Annotated in this window: 17 protein-coding genes and 1 tRNA gene; 8 read left to right on the forward strand and 10 right to left on the reverse strand. The window is 57.0% G+C overall.

Going from position 1 to position 14,925, the window contains the following annotated elements; genetic code table 11:
* Position 1: 1 nt before the first annotated feature.
* From FPV09_RS05720 to FPV09_RS05740, 5 genes are all read left to right on the forward strand, one after another.
* Positions 2-706 carry a YhfC family intramembrane metalloprotease gene (locus FPV09_RS05720; RefSeq protein ID WP_148882692.1) on the forward strand — a complete coding sequence of 235 codons (705 nt, stop codon included), beginning with the start codon at positions 2-4 and terminating at the stop codon, positions 704-706.
* A 5-nt stretch (positions 707-711) separates the two neighbouring features.
* Positions 712-1,071, forward strand: coding sequence for a PadR family transcriptional regulator (locus FPV09_RS05725; protein WP_148883720.1), 360 nt, complete (start codon positions 712-714; stop codon positions 1,069-1,071).
* Between the two features lie 50 nt (positions 1,072-1,121).
* On the forward strand, positions 1,122-1,559 hold the full coding sequence (locus tag FPV09_RS05730) for a DUF1648 domain-containing protein (RefSeq protein ID WP_168194738.1): 438 nt from the start codon (positions 1,122-1,124) through the stop codon (positions 1,557-1,559).
* A complete protein-coding gene (locus FPV09_RS05735; RefSeq protein WP_148882694.1) occupies positions 1,546-2,286 on the forward strand; it encodes a hypothetical protein in 741 nt (246 codons plus the stop codon). The genes FPV09_RS05730 and FPV09_RS05735 overlap by 14 nt, the downstream gene beginning before the upstream one ends.
* A 75-nt stretch (positions 2,287-2,361) precedes the next feature.
* Positions 2,362-3,156 carry a methyltransferase domain-containing protein gene (locus FPV09_RS05740; RefSeq protein ID WP_148882695.1) on the forward strand — a complete coding sequence of 265 codons (795 nt, stop codon included), beginning with the start codon at positions 2,362-2,364 and terminating at the stop codon, positions 3,154-3,156.
* Here FPV09_RS05740 and FPV09_RS05745 read toward each other — a convergent pair.
* Positions 3,140-3,529 (reverse strand): multidrug transporter, encoded by a 390-nt coding sequence (locus FPV09_RS05745; RefSeq protein ID WP_246112328.1) that lies wholly within the window; start codon positions 3,527-3,529, stop codon positions 3,140-3,142. The genes FPV09_RS05740 and FPV09_RS05745 overlap by 17 nt on opposite strands.
* A gap of 228 nt (positions 3,530-3,757) precedes the next feature.
* Positions 3,758-4,552, reverse strand: coding sequence for a nitrilase (locus FPV09_RS05750; RefSeq protein ID WP_148882696.1), 795 nt, complete (start codon positions 4,550-4,552; stop codon positions 3,758-3,760).
* Between the two features lie 504 nt (positions 4,553-5,056).
* On the opposite strand from FPV09_RS05750, the gene FPV09_RS05755 reads away from it, so the two are divergent.
* A complete protein-coding gene (locus FPV09_RS05755; RefSeq protein WP_148882697.1) occupies positions 5,057-5,707 on the forward strand; it encodes a metallophosphoesterase in 651 nt (216 codons plus the stop codon).
* A gap of 87 nt (positions 5,708-5,794) precedes the next feature.
* The gene (locus FPV09_RS05760) at positions 5,795-6,139 is read left to right on the forward strand and encodes a transcriptional regulator (RefSeq protein WP_139681618.1); all 345 of its coding nucleotides are present in this window, start codon (positions 5,795-5,797) and stop codon (positions 6,137-6,139) included.
* On the opposite strand, the gene FPV09_RS05765 is transcribed toward FPV09_RS05760, so the two are convergent.
* The 4 genes from FPV09_RS05765 to FPV09_RS05780 form a co-directional block, all read right to left on the reverse strand.
* Positions 6,136-7,824 carry a DUF4910 domain-containing protein gene (locus tag FPV09_RS05765; protein WP_148882698.1) on the reverse strand — a complete coding sequence of 563 codons (1,689 nt, stop codon included), beginning with the start codon at positions 7,822-7,824 and terminating at the stop codon, positions 6,136-6,138. The two genes, FPV09_RS05760 and FPV09_RS05765, sit on opposite strands and share 4 nt — an antisense overlap.
* Positions 7,821-8,252 (reverse strand): hypothetical protein, encoded by a 432-nt coding sequence (locus tag FPV09_RS05770; RefSeq protein ID WP_148882699.1) that lies wholly within the window; start codon positions 8,250-8,252, stop codon positions 7,821-7,823. Before FPV09_RS05770 ends, FPV09_RS05765 begins: the two co-directional genes overlap by 4 nt.
* 9 nt (positions 8,253-8,261) lie before the next feature.
* Positions 8,262-8,975 (reverse strand): RAD55 family ATPase, encoded by a 714-nt coding sequence (locus tag FPV09_RS05775; protein WP_148882700.1) that lies wholly within the window; start codon positions 8,973-8,975, stop codon positions 8,262-8,264.
* A gap of 96 nt (positions 8,976-9,071) precedes the next feature.
* A complete protein-coding gene (locus tag FPV09_RS05780) occupies positions 9,072-10,160 on the reverse strand; it encodes a glycosyltransferase (protein ID WP_246112329.1) in 1,089 nt (362 codons plus the stop codon).
* A gap of 44 nt (positions 10,161-10,204) precedes the next feature.
* Between FPV09_RS05780 and FPV09_RS05785 the strand changes: the two genes are divergently transcribed.
* A tRNA-Pro gene (locus tag FPV09_RS05785) sits at positions 10,205-10,282 on the forward strand.
* Between the two features lie 231 nt (positions 10,283-10,513).
* On the opposite strand, the gene rpiA is transcribed toward FPV09_RS05785, so the two are convergent.
* From rpiA to FPV09_RS05805, 4 genes are read right to left on the reverse strand one after another with little or no spacing between them, the layout of a single operon-like run.
* Entirely contained in the window at positions 10,514-11,197 is a 684-nt protein-coding gene (rpiA, locus tag FPV09_RS05790) for a ribose-5-phosphate isomerase RpiA (protein WP_148882701.1), read from the reverse strand.
* Positions 11,198-11,201: 4 nt separating this feature from the next.
* Complete coding sequence (locus FPV09_RS05795; protein ID WP_342667057.1) at positions 11,202-11,579, reverse strand: hypothetical protein; 378 nt, start codon at positions 11,577-11,579, stop codon at positions 11,202-11,204.
* Between the two features lie 36 nt (positions 11,580-11,615).
* Entirely contained in the window at positions 11,616-12,947 is a 1,332-nt protein-coding gene (locus FPV09_RS05800) for a pyridoxal-phosphate dependent enzyme (RefSeq protein ID WP_148883723.1), read from the reverse strand.
* Positions 12,948-12,972: 25 nt separating this feature from the next.
* Positions 12,973-14,919 carry a beta-CASP ribonuclease aCPSF1 gene (locus tag FPV09_RS05805; RefSeq protein WP_058938155.1) on the reverse strand — a complete coding sequence of 649 codons (1,947 nt, stop codon included), beginning with the start codon at positions 14,917-14,919 and terminating at the stop codon, positions 12,973-12,975.
* Between the last annotated feature and the right edge of the window lie 6 nt (positions 14,920-14,925).

Below are 14,925 nucleotides of genomic sequence, written 5' to 3' on the forward strand. Positions count from 1 at the left end.
CATGTATCTCCTTCCGTTCCCCATACTCGGCGGGCTGCTGGCGTGGGCAACGATTTATTTCCTGGGCTTCGAAAAGCAGAGGTGGGGGGAGTTCGCCCTCGGTTTAGCGGCGTTTTTCATAGCGATGATTATCCAGAACCCCGTCCAGCAGCTCCCGCTCCTCGGAATTGGGATAAAGTCCAACGCCGACGTTATAGCGAGGGGAACCGCGTTCACCATAGGTGTTTCGATATGGCTCGGTCTCATCGCTGGAATAGTCCAGGAGGGGGCAAAGTACCTTCTGGTAAAGGGGAAGAGCCTGAACACCGGCCTGTTCATGGGTCTGGGCTTCGGAATAACGGAGGTCTTCGTTATAGCCGGGGCCGCTCTGGCGGGGGCCCTGGCCACGGGGGGACCCCTCGACGTCCCCACGAGCGCGGCGCTGCTCTCGATGGTGGAGCGCTACTTCGTCGTCCTCTTCCACGTCGGAACCGGGATATACCTCGCGTATGCCTACCGGGAAGGATTCGGAAAGAGCGGCCTTCTAGCGGTGATAGGCATCCACACCGTTATGGACTCAATGGCGGCCTATTACCAGCTCACGAAAAGCGAGCCGGTCATGTACGCGGTAGAATTTATAACCGCCCTCGTCGCACTGGGACTGCTGTACTATACGATTCCAAAGGCAAAGGTCGAGCTACCGAAGGAAGAGGAAGCCCTGTGGTGAGCGACGTGCTGGTGGACAGAAAGGAAAAGGCCCTCAAGAAGCTGAGAAAGGACCTCCGCTCCGGGCTCTACTCGTACCTGGTGCTCCTACTCCTGGAGAGGGAAGAAGAACTCCACGGCTACGCAATACGGAAAAGACTGGAGGAGCTCAGCGACGGCAGAATCGTGCCGAGTGAAGGGGCATTATACGACATCCTCAAGAGCCTGAAGAAGAGCGGCCTGGTGGGGGACACCTGGGCGGAGGTCGGGGGGAGGCCGAGGAAGTACTACTCCCTGACGAAGCTGGGCAGGGAAGTCCTGAGCGAGCTGAGGACAGAGATAGGGGCGATAACGGAGACTCTGGAGAGGATGGAGGGCGATGGGTGATGGGCACGGGGGAGGGGTCTGCTCTCAGTTCCTATAGGATGAAAGATGCGGTGGGGTTTTACCTACTGCTGCAACTTGTCTTTCTCGGTGCATACCTCTCTCTGGCCGCGGCCCTGTGGGGTAAACTCCCCGCGACCATCGCGGTGCACTTCAAGTCCTCGGGAACGCCGGATATTTTCTTGGACAAGCTGTGGGGCGTGCTCGGACTGCCCGCCCTCGTGTGGCTTCTGCCATTTGTCCTGACGCTACTCGCGAAAAACTCCGAATTCTCCCTGCGGATGCGCATCTACCCCGGGAAAATAAAAGCCTGGGCGGAGCTCATGACCCTGATGATCGCCGGAGTCATCGTTGTGATGTCCACCGCGGTGCTCTACAATGCGAGACTCACTTCCGGAAAGGCCGTCAGCTACGCGGGGGTTCTCCTTATAGCCGCCGTTCTCATGGGGATTTACCGCCTGATTACGGGTGGTGTGGATGGACGGGTATGAGCTCCTCAGAATCCTCTGGGCGGTCTTCGTTGGCCTCGGTATAATTGCCGCGGGAGTTATTACCCTCACCTCAAAGGGTGAGCCTGGAATAGGGTTCAGAATAGGCTACACCTATATCTCGGAGATGGCAAGGAGAAAAGCCAACCGCGTTTCAGGGATTGGAACTATTCTCACAGGGGTGTTTCTTATAATCCTCTCCCCGTTTCTGACGTTCGCATGGCTGGCGGTTGTCCTGCTCCTGGGCCTTGGAACAACCATGCTCTTCGCCTATCGGACTGCAAAGCGCGAGTACGAGCTTGAGGAGCTCTCGAAGGAAGCCCCCAAAGGGCCGGGGAGAAAGATAGAGCCTCCCGATCTAAAGGCATACATTGGTCTCCAGGCGGTGTTTCTCGGGATTTTTGCGCTTTTCTCCACAACGGGAAGCGTTTCAAAGGAAACCACACTGATCCTCGGTGGGGCGCTCCTTTTGCTCCTCGCACTGACGGTTCTTGCATCCCGTCCGCTGGTTTTCCAGCTTGCTCCACGCTTCTCTGGAATCATGGCCAGGAAGTTCGCGGGGGCGCTGACCCTTGTCTCAGGCCTAATAACGGCGGAGGTTGCCTTAGCGGCACTCGGTTACGAACTGGGCCCGCTTGGCATCGTGTTCCTTCTCATAATCTCGCTCGGTGTTATCTTCTATGCAGCATTCACGGCCCTAACAGGAGCATATGAGGAGGGCTACTACTAACACCCAAAGATTTTATCGACATCCATATTCCGATGGATTTAAATAATTTCACACATTCTTTACTGTGGTGATGCCATGTCCCTTGAAGGGCTCTACCGTTACGCTAGGGCATATATGGAGCCGGACAATGAGGGGGCGAGAAAAAGGTTCAGGGAACTGGCGGAGTTCTTTAAAAAGCTGGAGCTCCCCAGAGGGGGAAGGATCCTTGACCTGTGCGCCGGCACTGGCATAGCCGGAGCGGCCGCCGCCAAGGCCACGGGGGCGAGCAGGTTAACTGTCCTAGATGCCCGGGCCGAGGACCTCGAAAGGGTTCACGAGTGGCTCGAGTCGGCAGGTCTGAGCACAATACCCACCAAGGTTCAGGGAGATGTGAGGAAAATTCCCGGTCTTGTGAATGAACACGATGTGGCGGTGCTCTTTGGCAACACCATGATACACTTCGATCCCTTCGACGCGGTCAGGATATTCGCCGGCGTCGCCCTAACACTGAGCGGGGACGGGATCTTCATGGTAGAGGACACCGACAGGGTTTACAGGATATTATACAGCATCGGCTACAAGGAATTCTTCGTCGAGAGCAAGGGAGAAAACCACACCCTCGCCTCCGTCCACGAGGGATACGACGTCAGAAGGGGGACGTTCAAAAGAGCCTACTACCTCCTGCCAGGATTTGAGAAAGTGGGGGAGTTCGATTTCCATCACTGGGACCTGGCGACCCAGCTGGCGATCGGGCGGATATTCTTCGGGGAGGCCAGACTGATACGGCCAGGGGAGCACGGATTCACGCGCGTGGGAGACGTCCTCTACTTCAAACGCCCAAGAAAGGACATCGCCGCGCTCGTCCTCGATGACTTCAGCGGTCCGCGCTGAACGCTATCTCTATCTCCTGTCCTGTGTTCCCATTCTTTACGACGAGATACTGGGCCCCCTCAGGGGTGATGAGGTCCAGGTTAACCTCCGTCACGTTCTCCCAGCGGAGGATGACGCTGCCGCCGGTGACGTTCTCGAAGTAGCCCGATTCAGAGGTGACGATGTAGACGGAGAACGGGTGCTCCGCCCTCACGTGTCCCGTCACGTGGGAGCCCGCGGGAAGCCGCTCGGCCTGAAGTGCGCCTGCTCCAAAGTAGCCCCTCTGATACGATGCGCCAGGCAGGAACACCGCGGCATTGGCGGCTAGCCCCACGCCCAGTGCCACCAGCAGGAGAACCCCCACAAGGATGTAGCCCCTGATTTTCGTCACCATCGACATTCTACGGCTTTTATTCTTAAAACCCTTTCGAAACCGGCCCCCAAACAGAAAGCGGAGCCACCACGGAGCCCATTGATGTAAAATCTCCAACATACACCGCTCCACCACTGGAAAATCTGGAACCTGCTGATGGGGGTATTGGTCACTTTCCAAAGGAATTGGGGCTTCGTGATCATAATAGTACGACGATGACAGCACACAAAAGAAAAGGGAGAGACCCAATCACAGGGCGTAGTGCTCGGGGCGCCTGTCCCTGAAGACGTCATTCATCTCGTTGAGCTTCTTGTTCCTCGCCATCCCGAGGTCTATCTCGACAACGGCTACCTCCTCCTCATCCTCGCTCCCCATCGCCAGCACTTCGGCCTTCGGCGATGCTATCGTGCTCTTACCTATGAACCTCAATCCAAACTCCTCGCCGATCCTGTTGGCGGTTATCGTGTAGACACGGTTCTCCAGGGCCCGTATAGGCATCGCCCTGGGAGCGTAGGGCATCACCAGGTTGCTGGGGTGGGCTATGATGTCGGCCCCTTTGAGGGCGAGTGTTCTCGCGGACTCCGGAAAGAACCAGTCGAAGCATATCATGACGCCAACCTTTGCAATCCCGAGGTTGAAAACATGAAAGCCCAGATCCCCTGGCTCGAAGAAGAGCTTCTCACGGTAGAAGAGGTGAACCTTGCGGTATTTGCCTATGTAGCCGCTGCCTATTGGGCCGGTAACGACCGCGGAATTGTACAGCCTTCCCCTCTCGTCCTTCTCCGCGGTCCCCGCGACGATGAAGACACCAAGCTCTCTGGAGAGCTCCATGAGGAACTGGGTTGTGGGTCCGTCGGGTATCTGACCCGCGACTTCCAGAACCTCCTCTCTGCTTCTGAAGTTGTAGCCCGTGTCAAAGAGCTCCGGAAGGACGATGAGTTCCGCGCCTTCGTCGGCGGCGGCACGTATCAGCTCCTCTGCCCTGGAGTAGTTCGCCTCCGGTTCTAGAAAAACGGGTTCCATCTGAACGTAAGCCACCTTCATGCCATCACCGTTCGGTGTTGGGCTGAGAAGTTGATAAGGTTAGCGGGTGGATTTCCAGGAAGCATACCACAGTAACAGGATGTAAATCACCCCAAACAGCACCAAAACAGGATTGCGATATCAACAGCAACGCATACATGCCAACGCCCATTTTAGACTTCCTACTTGCCATAACAAGGACACAAGCCGGCGAGAAATTGAAGAACCGGAAACCCGCTCTCCCGTGCCGTTTTCCCCGCTTACGGGTGTCCATGCACCTTTTTAGCCGTACGAAAAGTACCGACCCTTCCCCACGGAAAAGCTTAAAAAGGAACCTCCGGAGCTAACCCCTGAGAGAAACTCAGGGGTGATGGTCATGAAGAGGCGCCCGAGGAAGTGGAAGAAGAAGGGAAGAATGAGGTGGAAGTGGATCAAGAAGAGGGTCAGGAGACTCAAGAGGCAGCGCAGGAAGGAGCGCGGACTCATCTGATGCTCCTCCTTTTCTCCACCGTTTTCGGTGGTCCCATGCACTCTTTTAAGGACTTCGAGAGCCTCTCACTGGAGATTGAGACCTCCCGCGGGAGGACGCTTCTTATAGCGGATCCCCACATAGGTTTCGAGCTGTCACGCGGGCTGAGGGTAAGAACGCGCTTCGAGGAACACCTGGCGGAGTTCATCGCCGGAATGGATCCGGACTTTCTCATCATCCTCGGCGACCTGAAGGAGCCGATAGGCCTGAGCTTCACGATGAAACGCCTCCTTATGGGCTTTTTCTCGAGCCTCAGGGAAATCCCAACGGCCGTAACGAAGGGAAATCATGACGGGAGGATAGAGGAGGTCGCCGGGAAGTTCCCCCACGTCGAGGTGACCGACCACCTGCTGGTGGACGACAGGCTCTTCCTCCACGGCCACACCGGACTGCCTGGGGTAGAGTTCGAGGAGGCGTACCTCGGCCACATCCATCCCGCGTACACCCTCAAAAGGGGCGGTGTTTCGAGGAAGATAAAGGTCTTCGTCCGCTCCGGAAGGTTCCTCATACTGCCCACGATAAACCCGTTCATAGAGGGCTTTAACGTGGCGGACGGAATAAGAATGGTGCCGTTTCTGAAAGGGGTTGGCTCGGTGGAGCTGTTTCTCCCGGAGGGAATTTACCTGGGCAGGGTGAACCTCCGATGAGGGGTTCCAAACATCGCGGGCAAAGTTTATAACCCATATGAAAATAATCCTTCATAGGTGGGAAAATGGACATATCAGGTGAGCGGGATGAGTGATGTCTACGAAAAGCTTGAGGCGCTGCTTCGTTCCCTTGGGGTCAAAAAGACTGAGCTGAGGATTTATCGGCTTCTGCTTGACAAGAAGGAGCCGATGAGGATAACCGAGATACAGAGGGAGCTCGGGATAAGCGAACGCTCGGTCAGAGAGCACGTGCTCAGCCTCTACCGGAGGGGCATTCTGAGGAGAACCCTCATCGAGCAGGGCTGGCTCGGCTACACGTACAGCGCCGTTTCCCCGAGCGAGGTCCTCGAAAACATCAAGCAGAGCCTCGTAAAGAGAATAAACGAGCTGGAGCAGGAGCTGAAAAGCGGCTCCAAATCCAGCAGGAATTAAGCCCGCTCCACGATTCCCACAGCCTCCAGGATTCCCACGAGCTTTTCCAGCTTTTCTTCGTCGATTTCCCCGTACTCTTCCCTGAGTGCCTCAAAGGCCCGCCCCCTGGGAAGGAGTTCCGCGAGCATCAGCAGTTCATGGAGATGCACCAGAACCCGCCGGTCCCGGGTCAGCGAACCGAACTCCTCGGCGAGCTTTTCGTCGGCCTCCCTTATGAGGCGCTCCGACAGTAAGCCCCTAACCTTCCACGTCAGCCAGGGCTCCGGCTCAAACGTGTAGCCGCTCTCAATGCCCAGGAACCGCGAGTCCCTGGCGAGGCCCGTCATCACAAGGCGCTCAACCTCGTCCGTTTTTCTCTCCCTCGACAGCTCACCCAGGTATTTCATGGCGTATCCACGCGCAAAGCGCTGGAGCTCCTCCCCATCACCCTTCGCAAGGGCCAGGGCAGTCGCGAGGACGGCCCTCCCAATGACCTCAACGCTCTCCCTGCCCACCTTATCGATAGTGTCCCCGCTGGAGTGATAGAAGCGGTCCGGCCAGGTTATGGGCATCGTTCCTGGGATTCCGAAGAAGTTGAATATATCGTGGTCGCTGCCCATTTCGTACGGAAAGCTCTTCACTCTGAGCCTGGGCAGCGGGCTCCCAGAGAAGCTTTTTCCAGCCTCGTTCGCCAGGTCGAGGTAGTACTCGAGGATCCCCGAGACCACCGAGAAACGGGAGACGGGTGTTCTCACCAGCATTATCGTCGAGCCGGCCCTGTCCGGACTGCCAGCCACCATGTCGAGGTTTATGACCGCGTAGTACTTCCCCACGTCGGCGTGGCGCTCGATGAATGCCTGCGTTCCGTAGTACTCCGGAACCCAGAGAAACGCGAAGCCAAAGCGGAATGAATCGTCGTAGAGGCGGGACAGAACACGCGCCAGCTCCATCAGCATCGCGCTTCCGCTCGCGTTGTCGTTCGCCCCCGGCTTCGGGTGGCAGATGTGGGCAGTGAACAGAAGGAACGGGGGTTTACCAACCTCAGCGTAGAGGATCGGAAGGACCTGGCGCTCGTTTATCATCGTCTCAACCTCAATCCTCGCACTCACGCTCTCCCCCGAGTTCAGCTTTCCGATGATTTTCCTGGCCAGGGTCTCGGGGACGGCCACCGCGGGAATCCTGGCCCATTCAAGGTCGTCCTTTGTGAGGAAGAGCCCTATGTAGGGCACCTCTTCCCCGGTACCCTCACGGTAGGCTATGAAGCCGACCGCCCCCATCTCGTTGGCCCTGCGGTATGCTTCCCTCCACTCGCGTCCCACTAGGACTATCCTGCCCCGTACTTTTTTCCAGTCCTCCTCCCGGGCAACGTGAACGACCTCACCCTCTGCACTCCCGCTAGGGGAATGGGCCATGACCACCAGGGGAGTGCCCGCTGTGGTCAGGGTCCTGCCGAGAACCTCAACGGCACCCCTAACGACGTCCCAGGCTATCGGCGACTTGAGCGTCAGGTACCTGCTCTCGCCGTCGTAGGTCTCCTCGTAGAGGTTCGCGCCGATCCCCCAGATGCGGAGCTCCTCCAGTATGAAGCGGACCGCCTCAGGGAGCTCCTTCGAGCCCTGTATGCGGTGGAACTGGTTTATCTCAGCGATGTAGTGCAGCACGTTGTTCGGATCAAAAACCTCGGCTTCCTTCAGGAAACGTCTCATTCCTTATCACCCAGATGGAGCATCTTGGGAGGTCTGACAAACTTCAGGCTGTCAAGCAGGTCGGGGGGCATGAGAATCCGTGTCGTTTCAATGAATCTGGCGAACTCAACGCGCATTGTTTCCTCTTCGGTGCGCTCTTCCTCCGGAGGGGCAGGCTTAAGGGGTTTTTCTTCCCGCTCACCCTCTATCCTACCCTTCTCAATGAGACTTAAGTGTATCTCCTCCTCGCGTCTTTTGGCACCCTCAATCCTGCCCCTGCCATAGGCCTCCTTGACCAGCTGGTACACACCCAATTCCTCAGCACGGGCGTACAGATCCTCCTTTGTGCTTCTGACCCATTCTGCCCAGTCACTGTGTCCCTTGTAACCCACGAAGTATCCGAACTCATAGGCCTCTTTCACGAGCCGTTTTGCATCCTGCTTTCCCATGGTACCACCTCAGAACGGGGCCTCCGGATAAACTCTGATGCCCTCCTCCGTAAAGCGTATTCTTTTCAGGTTGCTGTCGTGGGGAACTCCGCGCATTTTGAGAACCTGCAGCGCCCGCACCATCTGGAAATTGCGCATGAAGTGGTGGAGGACGATAACACCATCGGCGAGGTAGTACTCATCGGTATAGCTCTCGGAACTCATCATTTCGGAGGTTATAAGTGTCGTCACGTCGAGTTCATGCAGCTTGCGCATGAGCTTGCCCAGCGCCATCCTCTTGTTCTCCGGATCCACCACCGAGTACTCCAGGGAATTGAATGAATCTATGACAACCCGCTTCGCGTCCTCTTTGCGGATTATCTCCAGCAGGGACCTCAGGAGTTCGTCCCAGGCAAACTTCCTACCTGCCCCGAACAGGATTTGCCCAAAGTCATTGAAAACAATTTTTTTGGCCTGAACATGACCGAGCAGCCCAAAGTTGTAGCGGAGCATGTCCTGAGTTATCAGCTGGGGATTCTCAAACAGAGACACGAAGAGACCCTTCTCACCGTTTTTCACCCCACTCATCAAAAACTGGATACCCAGGGTTGTCTTACCGCTACCAGGGGGACCGACCACGAGGTAAACTCTTCCTGGAAGAAACCCTCCACCGATTAGATCATCCAGTCCAGGGACGCCGGATGAGGCCCTATCGAGGCTCTTGAGGAGCTCACCAACGTACATCGGACTCACCTCCCATTGGGTAATAAACGGAGGGTATATTTAAGCATGTGGGCAGCTAAATTGGAAAAAGAACAAACTCTTGCAACCACCACAAGCTCAGCCCCACGTAACGTGCCGGTTAACGATGAAGCGGACGATGAAGGAAACCACTATACCGATGAGGTTCGCGACGAGGTAGTTCATGCCCAGATAGACAAGACCCGCGTAGATAATCCACTGGACGAGCGCGCCCGTGATGGCAGCGACGTGGAAGGTGGCGAGCCTCCTCCAGAGGGGCTTTCTCTTGAGGTCCCTGAAAGTCCAGAGGTCGTTCCAGGTGAAGTTGTTGAGTATCGCCAGCTCGGTCGCCGGGATGTTGGCGAGTATCTTGTCCCAGCCGAGGAAGTTCACAAAGGCCCACAGAAAGCCCTCGTTCACGACGACGCCTGAGAGGCCGACGAGGGTGAACTTGATGAGCCTGTCAAGCTCACCATCCCAGCGCATGAGCCGATAAACATGCTTGAGGTAGTTCACCATGGTCTTCGTTCCCAGTTTGCTCTCGCCGGCGTGCCTCAGGCCGAAGGTGAAGGGAACCTCCTTGACTTCCTTGTATCTGCCCTTTATGAGAATCTCCATGAGTATTTTGAAGCCTATTGGATTGAGCTCGGTCCCCTCAACAACCTCCCTTCTGAGGGCGAAAAAGCCGCTCACCGGGTCCTTGACGTCCCGTATCTTTGGAAGCGCCAGGCGGCCTATCATTATCGCGCCCTTCGATATGAGCCTTCTGTACCAGTACCAGTTCTTAACGCCGCCGCCAGGAACGTATCTGCTCGCTATGGCAACGTCGGCTCCTTTTTCAATGGCGTTCAAGAGTTCCGGAATAACCTCTGGAGGGTGCTGCAGGTCAGCGTCCATAACGACGAAGATGTCGCCGGCGGCTTCTCTGAAGCCCCTGATAACCGCGGAGGAGAGCCCCTTTTTCTCAGTCCTGCGGATAACCTTAACTGGGTATTTCTCCGCCAGGCTCTCGGCGAACTCCCATGTCCCATCGGGAGAGTCGTCGTCAACGACGATGATTTCGTAGTCGTGGCCCTTCAGGGCCCCGTCTATCCTTTCAAAAAGCTCCGCAAGGTTGTCTCTCTCATTGTACGTCGGGATGATTACAGAAACCTTCACCGCCCTTCCCTCCGGTGCACCTGAATACATCCGTAAACTTTATAAACACTGCGAAGTCCTTAAGAGCGGGCAGTGGGGCCGTGGGGTAGCTTGGCCTATCCTTCCGGCTTCGGGAGCCGGGGACCCGAGTTCGAATCTCGGCGGCCCCACCATAGGAAACTTTTCTGGCGAAAAGTTTCATCAAGGTTTGTAGCTCCCTCCCGAAGTGCAAGTTCATGAGTGGTTTCTCTTTGAATAAGCGCCTCAATGTTAGAACACGCAAAAGAGCCCCGTAATTTGTTCTCACAAAGGAAGGCCCTAATCTGGAAAACCGGCTGTAATGACACCTTTAGTTATGAACTAACAACAGGAGAACCAAAACAGGGAGGGCAGAAAAGAAAACTTCAGCGCTCGAGCCTCTTGACGCCTTCCCTCGTGCCGACGAGGACTATGTCAGCTATGTCCGCAAAGATGCCGTTCTCCACGACACCGGGGATGTTGTTGAGCTCTATCTCCAGGTCAAGCGGGTCGTCTATGCGGTGGAACCTGGCGTCGAGGATGAAGTTGCCGTTGTCTGTAACAACCGGCCCGTCCTTCTTGCTCGCCATCCTCAGCTCGGCGGTGGCGTTGAAGACCTCTATCTCCTCGGCTATGGCGCGCCATGCAGCCGGGATGACCTCGATGGGAACTGGAACCTTCTGACCGAGCCTCTCGACGAGCTTGCTCTCGTCAACGAGGACGAGGAAAGTCCCTGCCCGGTACTCGATTATCTTCTCCATGGTGAGGGCAGCGCCGCGGCCCTTTATGAGGTTGAGGTGAGGGTCAACCTCGTCGGCGCCATCGACGGCTATATCAATCGCATCGACCTCGTCCAGGCCGACAACGGGTACGCCGTTCTCGAGGGCCAGGAGCCTCGCCTGATACGAAGTCGGGACGCCGTAGACGTCCTCAAGCTCCTCCTCCATGATGAGCTTGCCGAGGTACTCGATGAAGTAGGCCGTGGTCGAGCCGGTGCCGAGGCCGACTATCATGTCGTCCTCGATGAACTTCAGCGCCTCCCTCGCGACGGACCTTTTGAGTTCCTCCATACAATCACCCCACGGAAGTCAGGTTACAGGTCACGGTGGCGTTCCCGTTCACCACCATCTTGTACAGCAGGCTCTGATTGGAGTAACACTGCGGGGTAAAGCTGATCATGAGTGAATAGCTGAGCATCGTGAAGTAGAGCCAGAACAGCGCCCAGCCCCAGAATGCCTTCTTGAGCACTGCCCGCTCATCGGGTATCTCAGGCGGCAGTCCCTTGATGACCGCGAGCACGAACCTGTCGATGACGAAGTACAGGGCCAGGCCTATGAGCCACCCGTACTGTATCTTTGCCGCGGCCACTCCGCTGATTAACCCCGTTATGATCCCCCATAGATAAACTGTGAGTGAAAATTTATGCTCGATAGCCAGTTTCACATTCTTCACCTACGACTAGCTTTTAAAAGGGGCTTTAAAACCTTTCTACCCGAGGGTCTCAAGGAACCTCCTGCCCCTCTCCGTCAGCCCGTAATAGACCCGTCTCCCCCTTCTGTGGGTCTCCTCGATAAGCCCCATGCTCTCGAGCTCGCGCAGGTGCTGGTAAACGGCCTGGTACTTGAGCGGCTTCTCCAGTGCATCCCATATCTCATAGCCGTACATGCTCCTCCCGCTCAGCAGCTTCAGTATCTCGAGCTTGGTTCCCCCGACGCTGAACTTCTCCCTGCTCTCAGAGTAATGCCCCTTGAGGCCCGAACTTGTCACTATGAGGGCTATCCTGTCGTCACGCTCGAAATAATTCTCCTCCGCCAGTTTGAGGAGCGCCGGGACGATAACCGAAGAGGCGTACTCCGCGAATATCCCCTCCCCTGCAAGGAGCCGCTGCCCCAGGTCAAGCTCGTCCTCGCCGACGAGAACCGCCGTTCCCCCACTGGCGTGTATAGCCTCCAGGGCGAGCTCTTTCATAACGGGGTTCTTCACGTACAGGGCCAGCGCCTTGGTCGGCTCGGCCCGCGGCTCAACGCCCAGCACCTCGCTCGCTATGGGGGAACACTTCTCGGCCTGAACAGTGATCAGCTTCGGCATCTCGTCAACCGCACCCACCTCGATGAGCTCCACGAAGCCTTTGTAGATGCTGTAGAGGTTGCTGCCGCTTCCAGTCGGGACTATCACGTGCGTCGGATTCAAATCCTCCCAGAGCTCGAAGGCTAGCGTCTTCTGCCCCTCCAGACCGACGAGGTTGCTCTCGGGGGTGACGTTGTAGAGTCCCTTGCCCTCCGCGAGCCCCTCCGCGTAGCTTATGCCCTCGTCCACGCTCTCCCCGTATCGTATGATCTTCGCCCCGAGGGCTACTATCTGATTGAGCTTGCCCTGCTCCACGAGCCTCGGCACGACGGTGTAGGCAGGTCTGCCAGCCCTTGCGGCATATGCGGCAAGAGATGCGGCCGCGTTCCCATTGCTTGCCACCACAAAGCCGTTTTCTGCGTGGGGCATGCCGTGGGAGACGGCGACAGTTGCGAGCCGGTCCCTGAAGGAGCCAGTGGGGTTCCTGGTCTCGTCCTTGATGAAGACGTTGAGCCCAAGCTCGCGGCCGAGTTTGGCCCTTATGAGGGGCGTGCCCCCCTCCCGAAGGCTCACGACCTCAGGGACGTCCGGCAGAAGCTCCCTGTATCTCCAGACACCAGGTTCACGGTTCCGCCACCTGGACGGGTCAACTTTCTCGTAATCATAGGATATCTCCAGACGCTCCCCGCAGGAGCACCTGGGGGGAATAAGGGAAGAATAGAGGCGCCCGCAGCTAGGACAGCGGACCTTCATTTTCACCACTTCTCAATCCGGGCCCTCACTTGAGTCTTATGGCGTCGAGGTTGTTGGGGGCCCTCGTTGAGAGGCCGAACTTCTTGTGTATGCTCGTGCTGAGGTCAAGGCACTTGTGGGCCTCGCCGTGGACGGTTATGACGCGCTCCGGCCTGGGCCTGAGCCTCGCGATGTAGCTTATGAGCTCCCTCCTGTCGGCGTGACCGGAGAAGCCGTCTATGGTGTGAACCTCCATGTTGACGTTGACTACCTCCGTCTTTCCGCCCTCTCCGACGAGCGGTATCTCGCGGAGGCCACGCTGCACCTGCCTTCCGAGGGTTCCCTCCGCCTGGTAGCTCACGAAGACCATGCTGTTCTTTGGATCCGAGGCGAGCTGCTTGAAGTACTCGACGCTCGGTCCGCCGACGAGCATGCCCGAGGTGGCTATGATTATGGCCGGCTCGCCGGAGTCTATGATGTCCTGCCTCTCGCGTGAGTTGGCTACGCTCTTGAATATCGGATTGAGGAACGGGTTGTAGCCCTCGTGGAATATCTGCTCGCGCAGGTGCCTGCTGAGGTACTCCGGATAGGCAGTGTGTATGGCAGTCGCCTCCCATATCATGCCGTCCAGGTAAATCGGAACCTCAAGGCCGCCTATCCTGGCGTACTCCTCGAGTACCATCATTATCTCCTGCGCCCTACCGACGGCCATGGCTGGAATGAGCACCTTTCCGCCGCGCCTGATGGTCTGGTGGATGACCTCTATGAGCCTCTTCTCCGCCTCCTCCCTGGGCATCTGGTAGTCGTTGCTTCCACCGTAGGTGGACTCCATGACGAGGGTCTCAAGGCGCGGGAACCTGCTGACGGCCGGCTCGAAGAGCCTAGTCGGGATGAACTTGAAGTCGCCGGTTATGGCTATGTTGTGGAGCCCGTTGCCTATGTGGAGGTGCACTATGGACGATCCGAGGATGTGGCCAGCGTTGTGAAGGGTAAGCCTCATGTCCGGGGCTATGTCGCGGACCTCACCGTAGTCGAGGGTTATCGTGTGCTTTATGACCTCTTTGATGTCCCTCGGTCTGTAGAGGGGCTCGACACCGTTCATCTTTTGAATCTCGATGAAGTCCTGCTGGAGAAGAACCATCAAATCCCGGGTCGGGGGAGTCGTGTATATCGGCCCGTCGAAGAGCTTGTAGCGGAAGAGGTAGGGCAGCATTCCGCTGTGGTCAAGGTGGGCGTGGGTTATGATGATGGCATCCAGGAGACCCGCGTCGAGGACGTAGCGGAACTCCGGGGCCTCGAAGTGCGGGAAGGCCTTCTTGGGATCGCGGAGGGCAGCTATGTTGACACCGAAATCGACCAGAACGTAGCTCTCGTTGGTCTGGACAAGGAGGGCGCTTCTTCCGACCTCACGGAAGCCTCCCAGACCGGTTATGCGTATCCAATCGCTCTTGACCTCCGGCTTGCGGTATATGTTCCTGCCCGCCTGGCGGAGGAACTTCCTCCTGTCCTTCGCCTCTGCCTGGAGTATCTGCCTTATCGAGTAGATGGTCTGGCTCTGGAGCGGAGGGGTTCTGACGACCCTCGGCGCCCAGTGAACCTTCTGGGTTATGAGCCTCAGGGTTTCGCCGTTCTTCCCGATAACCAGACCCGGCTTCTTGGCTTCTATAATGACCTCACCGACGGACGGGTCGAAGCTTATGTTGGTTATCTCCGCCTCGGCAGGAACCAGGGCCTTTATCATGTCCTCCGCCTTTTCTGGTGGGAGGAGAACATCCGGGTCGGGGCGGACGCTTATGCGCTTTTTAAGAACCTTGGCGAGGTTCTTTATCAGCTCCCCGTCCCGCATTATGGCCTCCGGGTTCCTGACGTATATGACCAGCTCGGGACCCTCGAACTCAACGTCGGTTATCCTCGCCTCAGGCGGAACCATCTGACTTATTACAGCTTTTATGTCGCGTAGTATATCCTCGACGAAGGTCTCTCTTCTTATCACCGGTAT

Source organism: Thermococcus aciditolerans, from assembly GCF_008152015.1.
Taxonomy (GTDB): domain Archaea; phylum Methanobacteriota_B; class Thermococci; order Thermococcales; family Thermococcaceae; genus Thermococcus; species Thermococcus celericrescens.

What these genes read in the sequence shown, in the direction of transcription:
- FPV09_RS05770 (WP_148882699.1), bottom strand. Translation starts at nt 8,252, where the DNA reads ATGGGAAAGCAGGATGCAAAACGGCTCGTGAAAGAGGCCTATGAGTTC.
- FPV09_RS05720 (WP_148882692.1), top strand. Translation starts at nt 2, where the DNA reads ATGTATCTCCTTCCGTTCCCCATACTCGGCGGGCTGCTGGCGTGGGCA.
- FPV09_RS05750 (WP_148882696.1), bottom strand. Translation starts at nt 4,552, where the DNA reads ATGAAGGTGGCTTACGTTCAGATGGAACCCGTTTTTCTAGAACCGGAG.
- FPV09_RS05780 (WP_246112329.1), bottom strand. Translation starts at nt 10,160, where the DNA reads ATGTATTCAGGTGCACCGGAGGGAAGGGCGGTGAAGGTTTCTGTAATC.
- FPV09_RS05760 (WP_139681618.1), top strand. Translation starts at nt 5,795, where the DNA reads ATGAGTGATGTCTACGAAAAGCTTGAGGCGCTGCTTCGTTCCCTTGGG.
- FPV09_RS05745 (WP_246112328.1), bottom strand. Translation starts at nt 3,529, where the DNA reads ATGGTGACGAAAATCAGGGGCTACATCCTTGTGGGGGTTCTCCTGCTG.
- FPV09_RS05735 (WP_148882694.1), top strand. Translation starts at nt 1,546, where the DNA reads ATGGACGGGTATGAGCTCCTCAGAATCCTCTGGGCGGTCTTCGTTGGC.
- FPV09_RS05765 (WP_148882698.1), bottom strand. Translation starts at nt 7,824, where the DNA reads ATGAGACGTTTCCTGAAGGAAGCCGAGGTTTTTGATCCGAACAACGTG.
- FPV09_RS05755 (WP_148882697.1), top strand. Translation starts at nt 5,057, where the DNA reads ATGCACTCTTTTAAGGACTTCGAGAGCCTCTCACTGGAGATTGAGACC.
- FPV09_RS05800 (WP_148883723.1), bottom strand. Translation starts at nt 12,947, where the DNA reads ATGAAGGTCCGCTGTCCTAGCTGCGGGCGCCTCTATTCTTCCCTTATT.
- FPV09_RS05775 (WP_148882700.1), bottom strand. Translation starts at nt 8,975, where the DNA reads ATGTACGTTGGTGAGCTCCTCAAGAGCCTCGATAGGGCCTCATCCGGC.
- FPV09_RS05740 (WP_148882695.1), top strand. Translation starts at nt 2,362, where the DNA reads ATGTCCCTTGAAGGGCTCTACCGTTACGCTAGGGCATATATGGAGCCG.
- rpiA (WP_148882701.1), bottom strand. Translation starts at nt 11,197, where the DNA reads ATGGAGGAACTCAAAAGGTCCGTCGCGAGGGAGGCGCTGAAGTTCATC.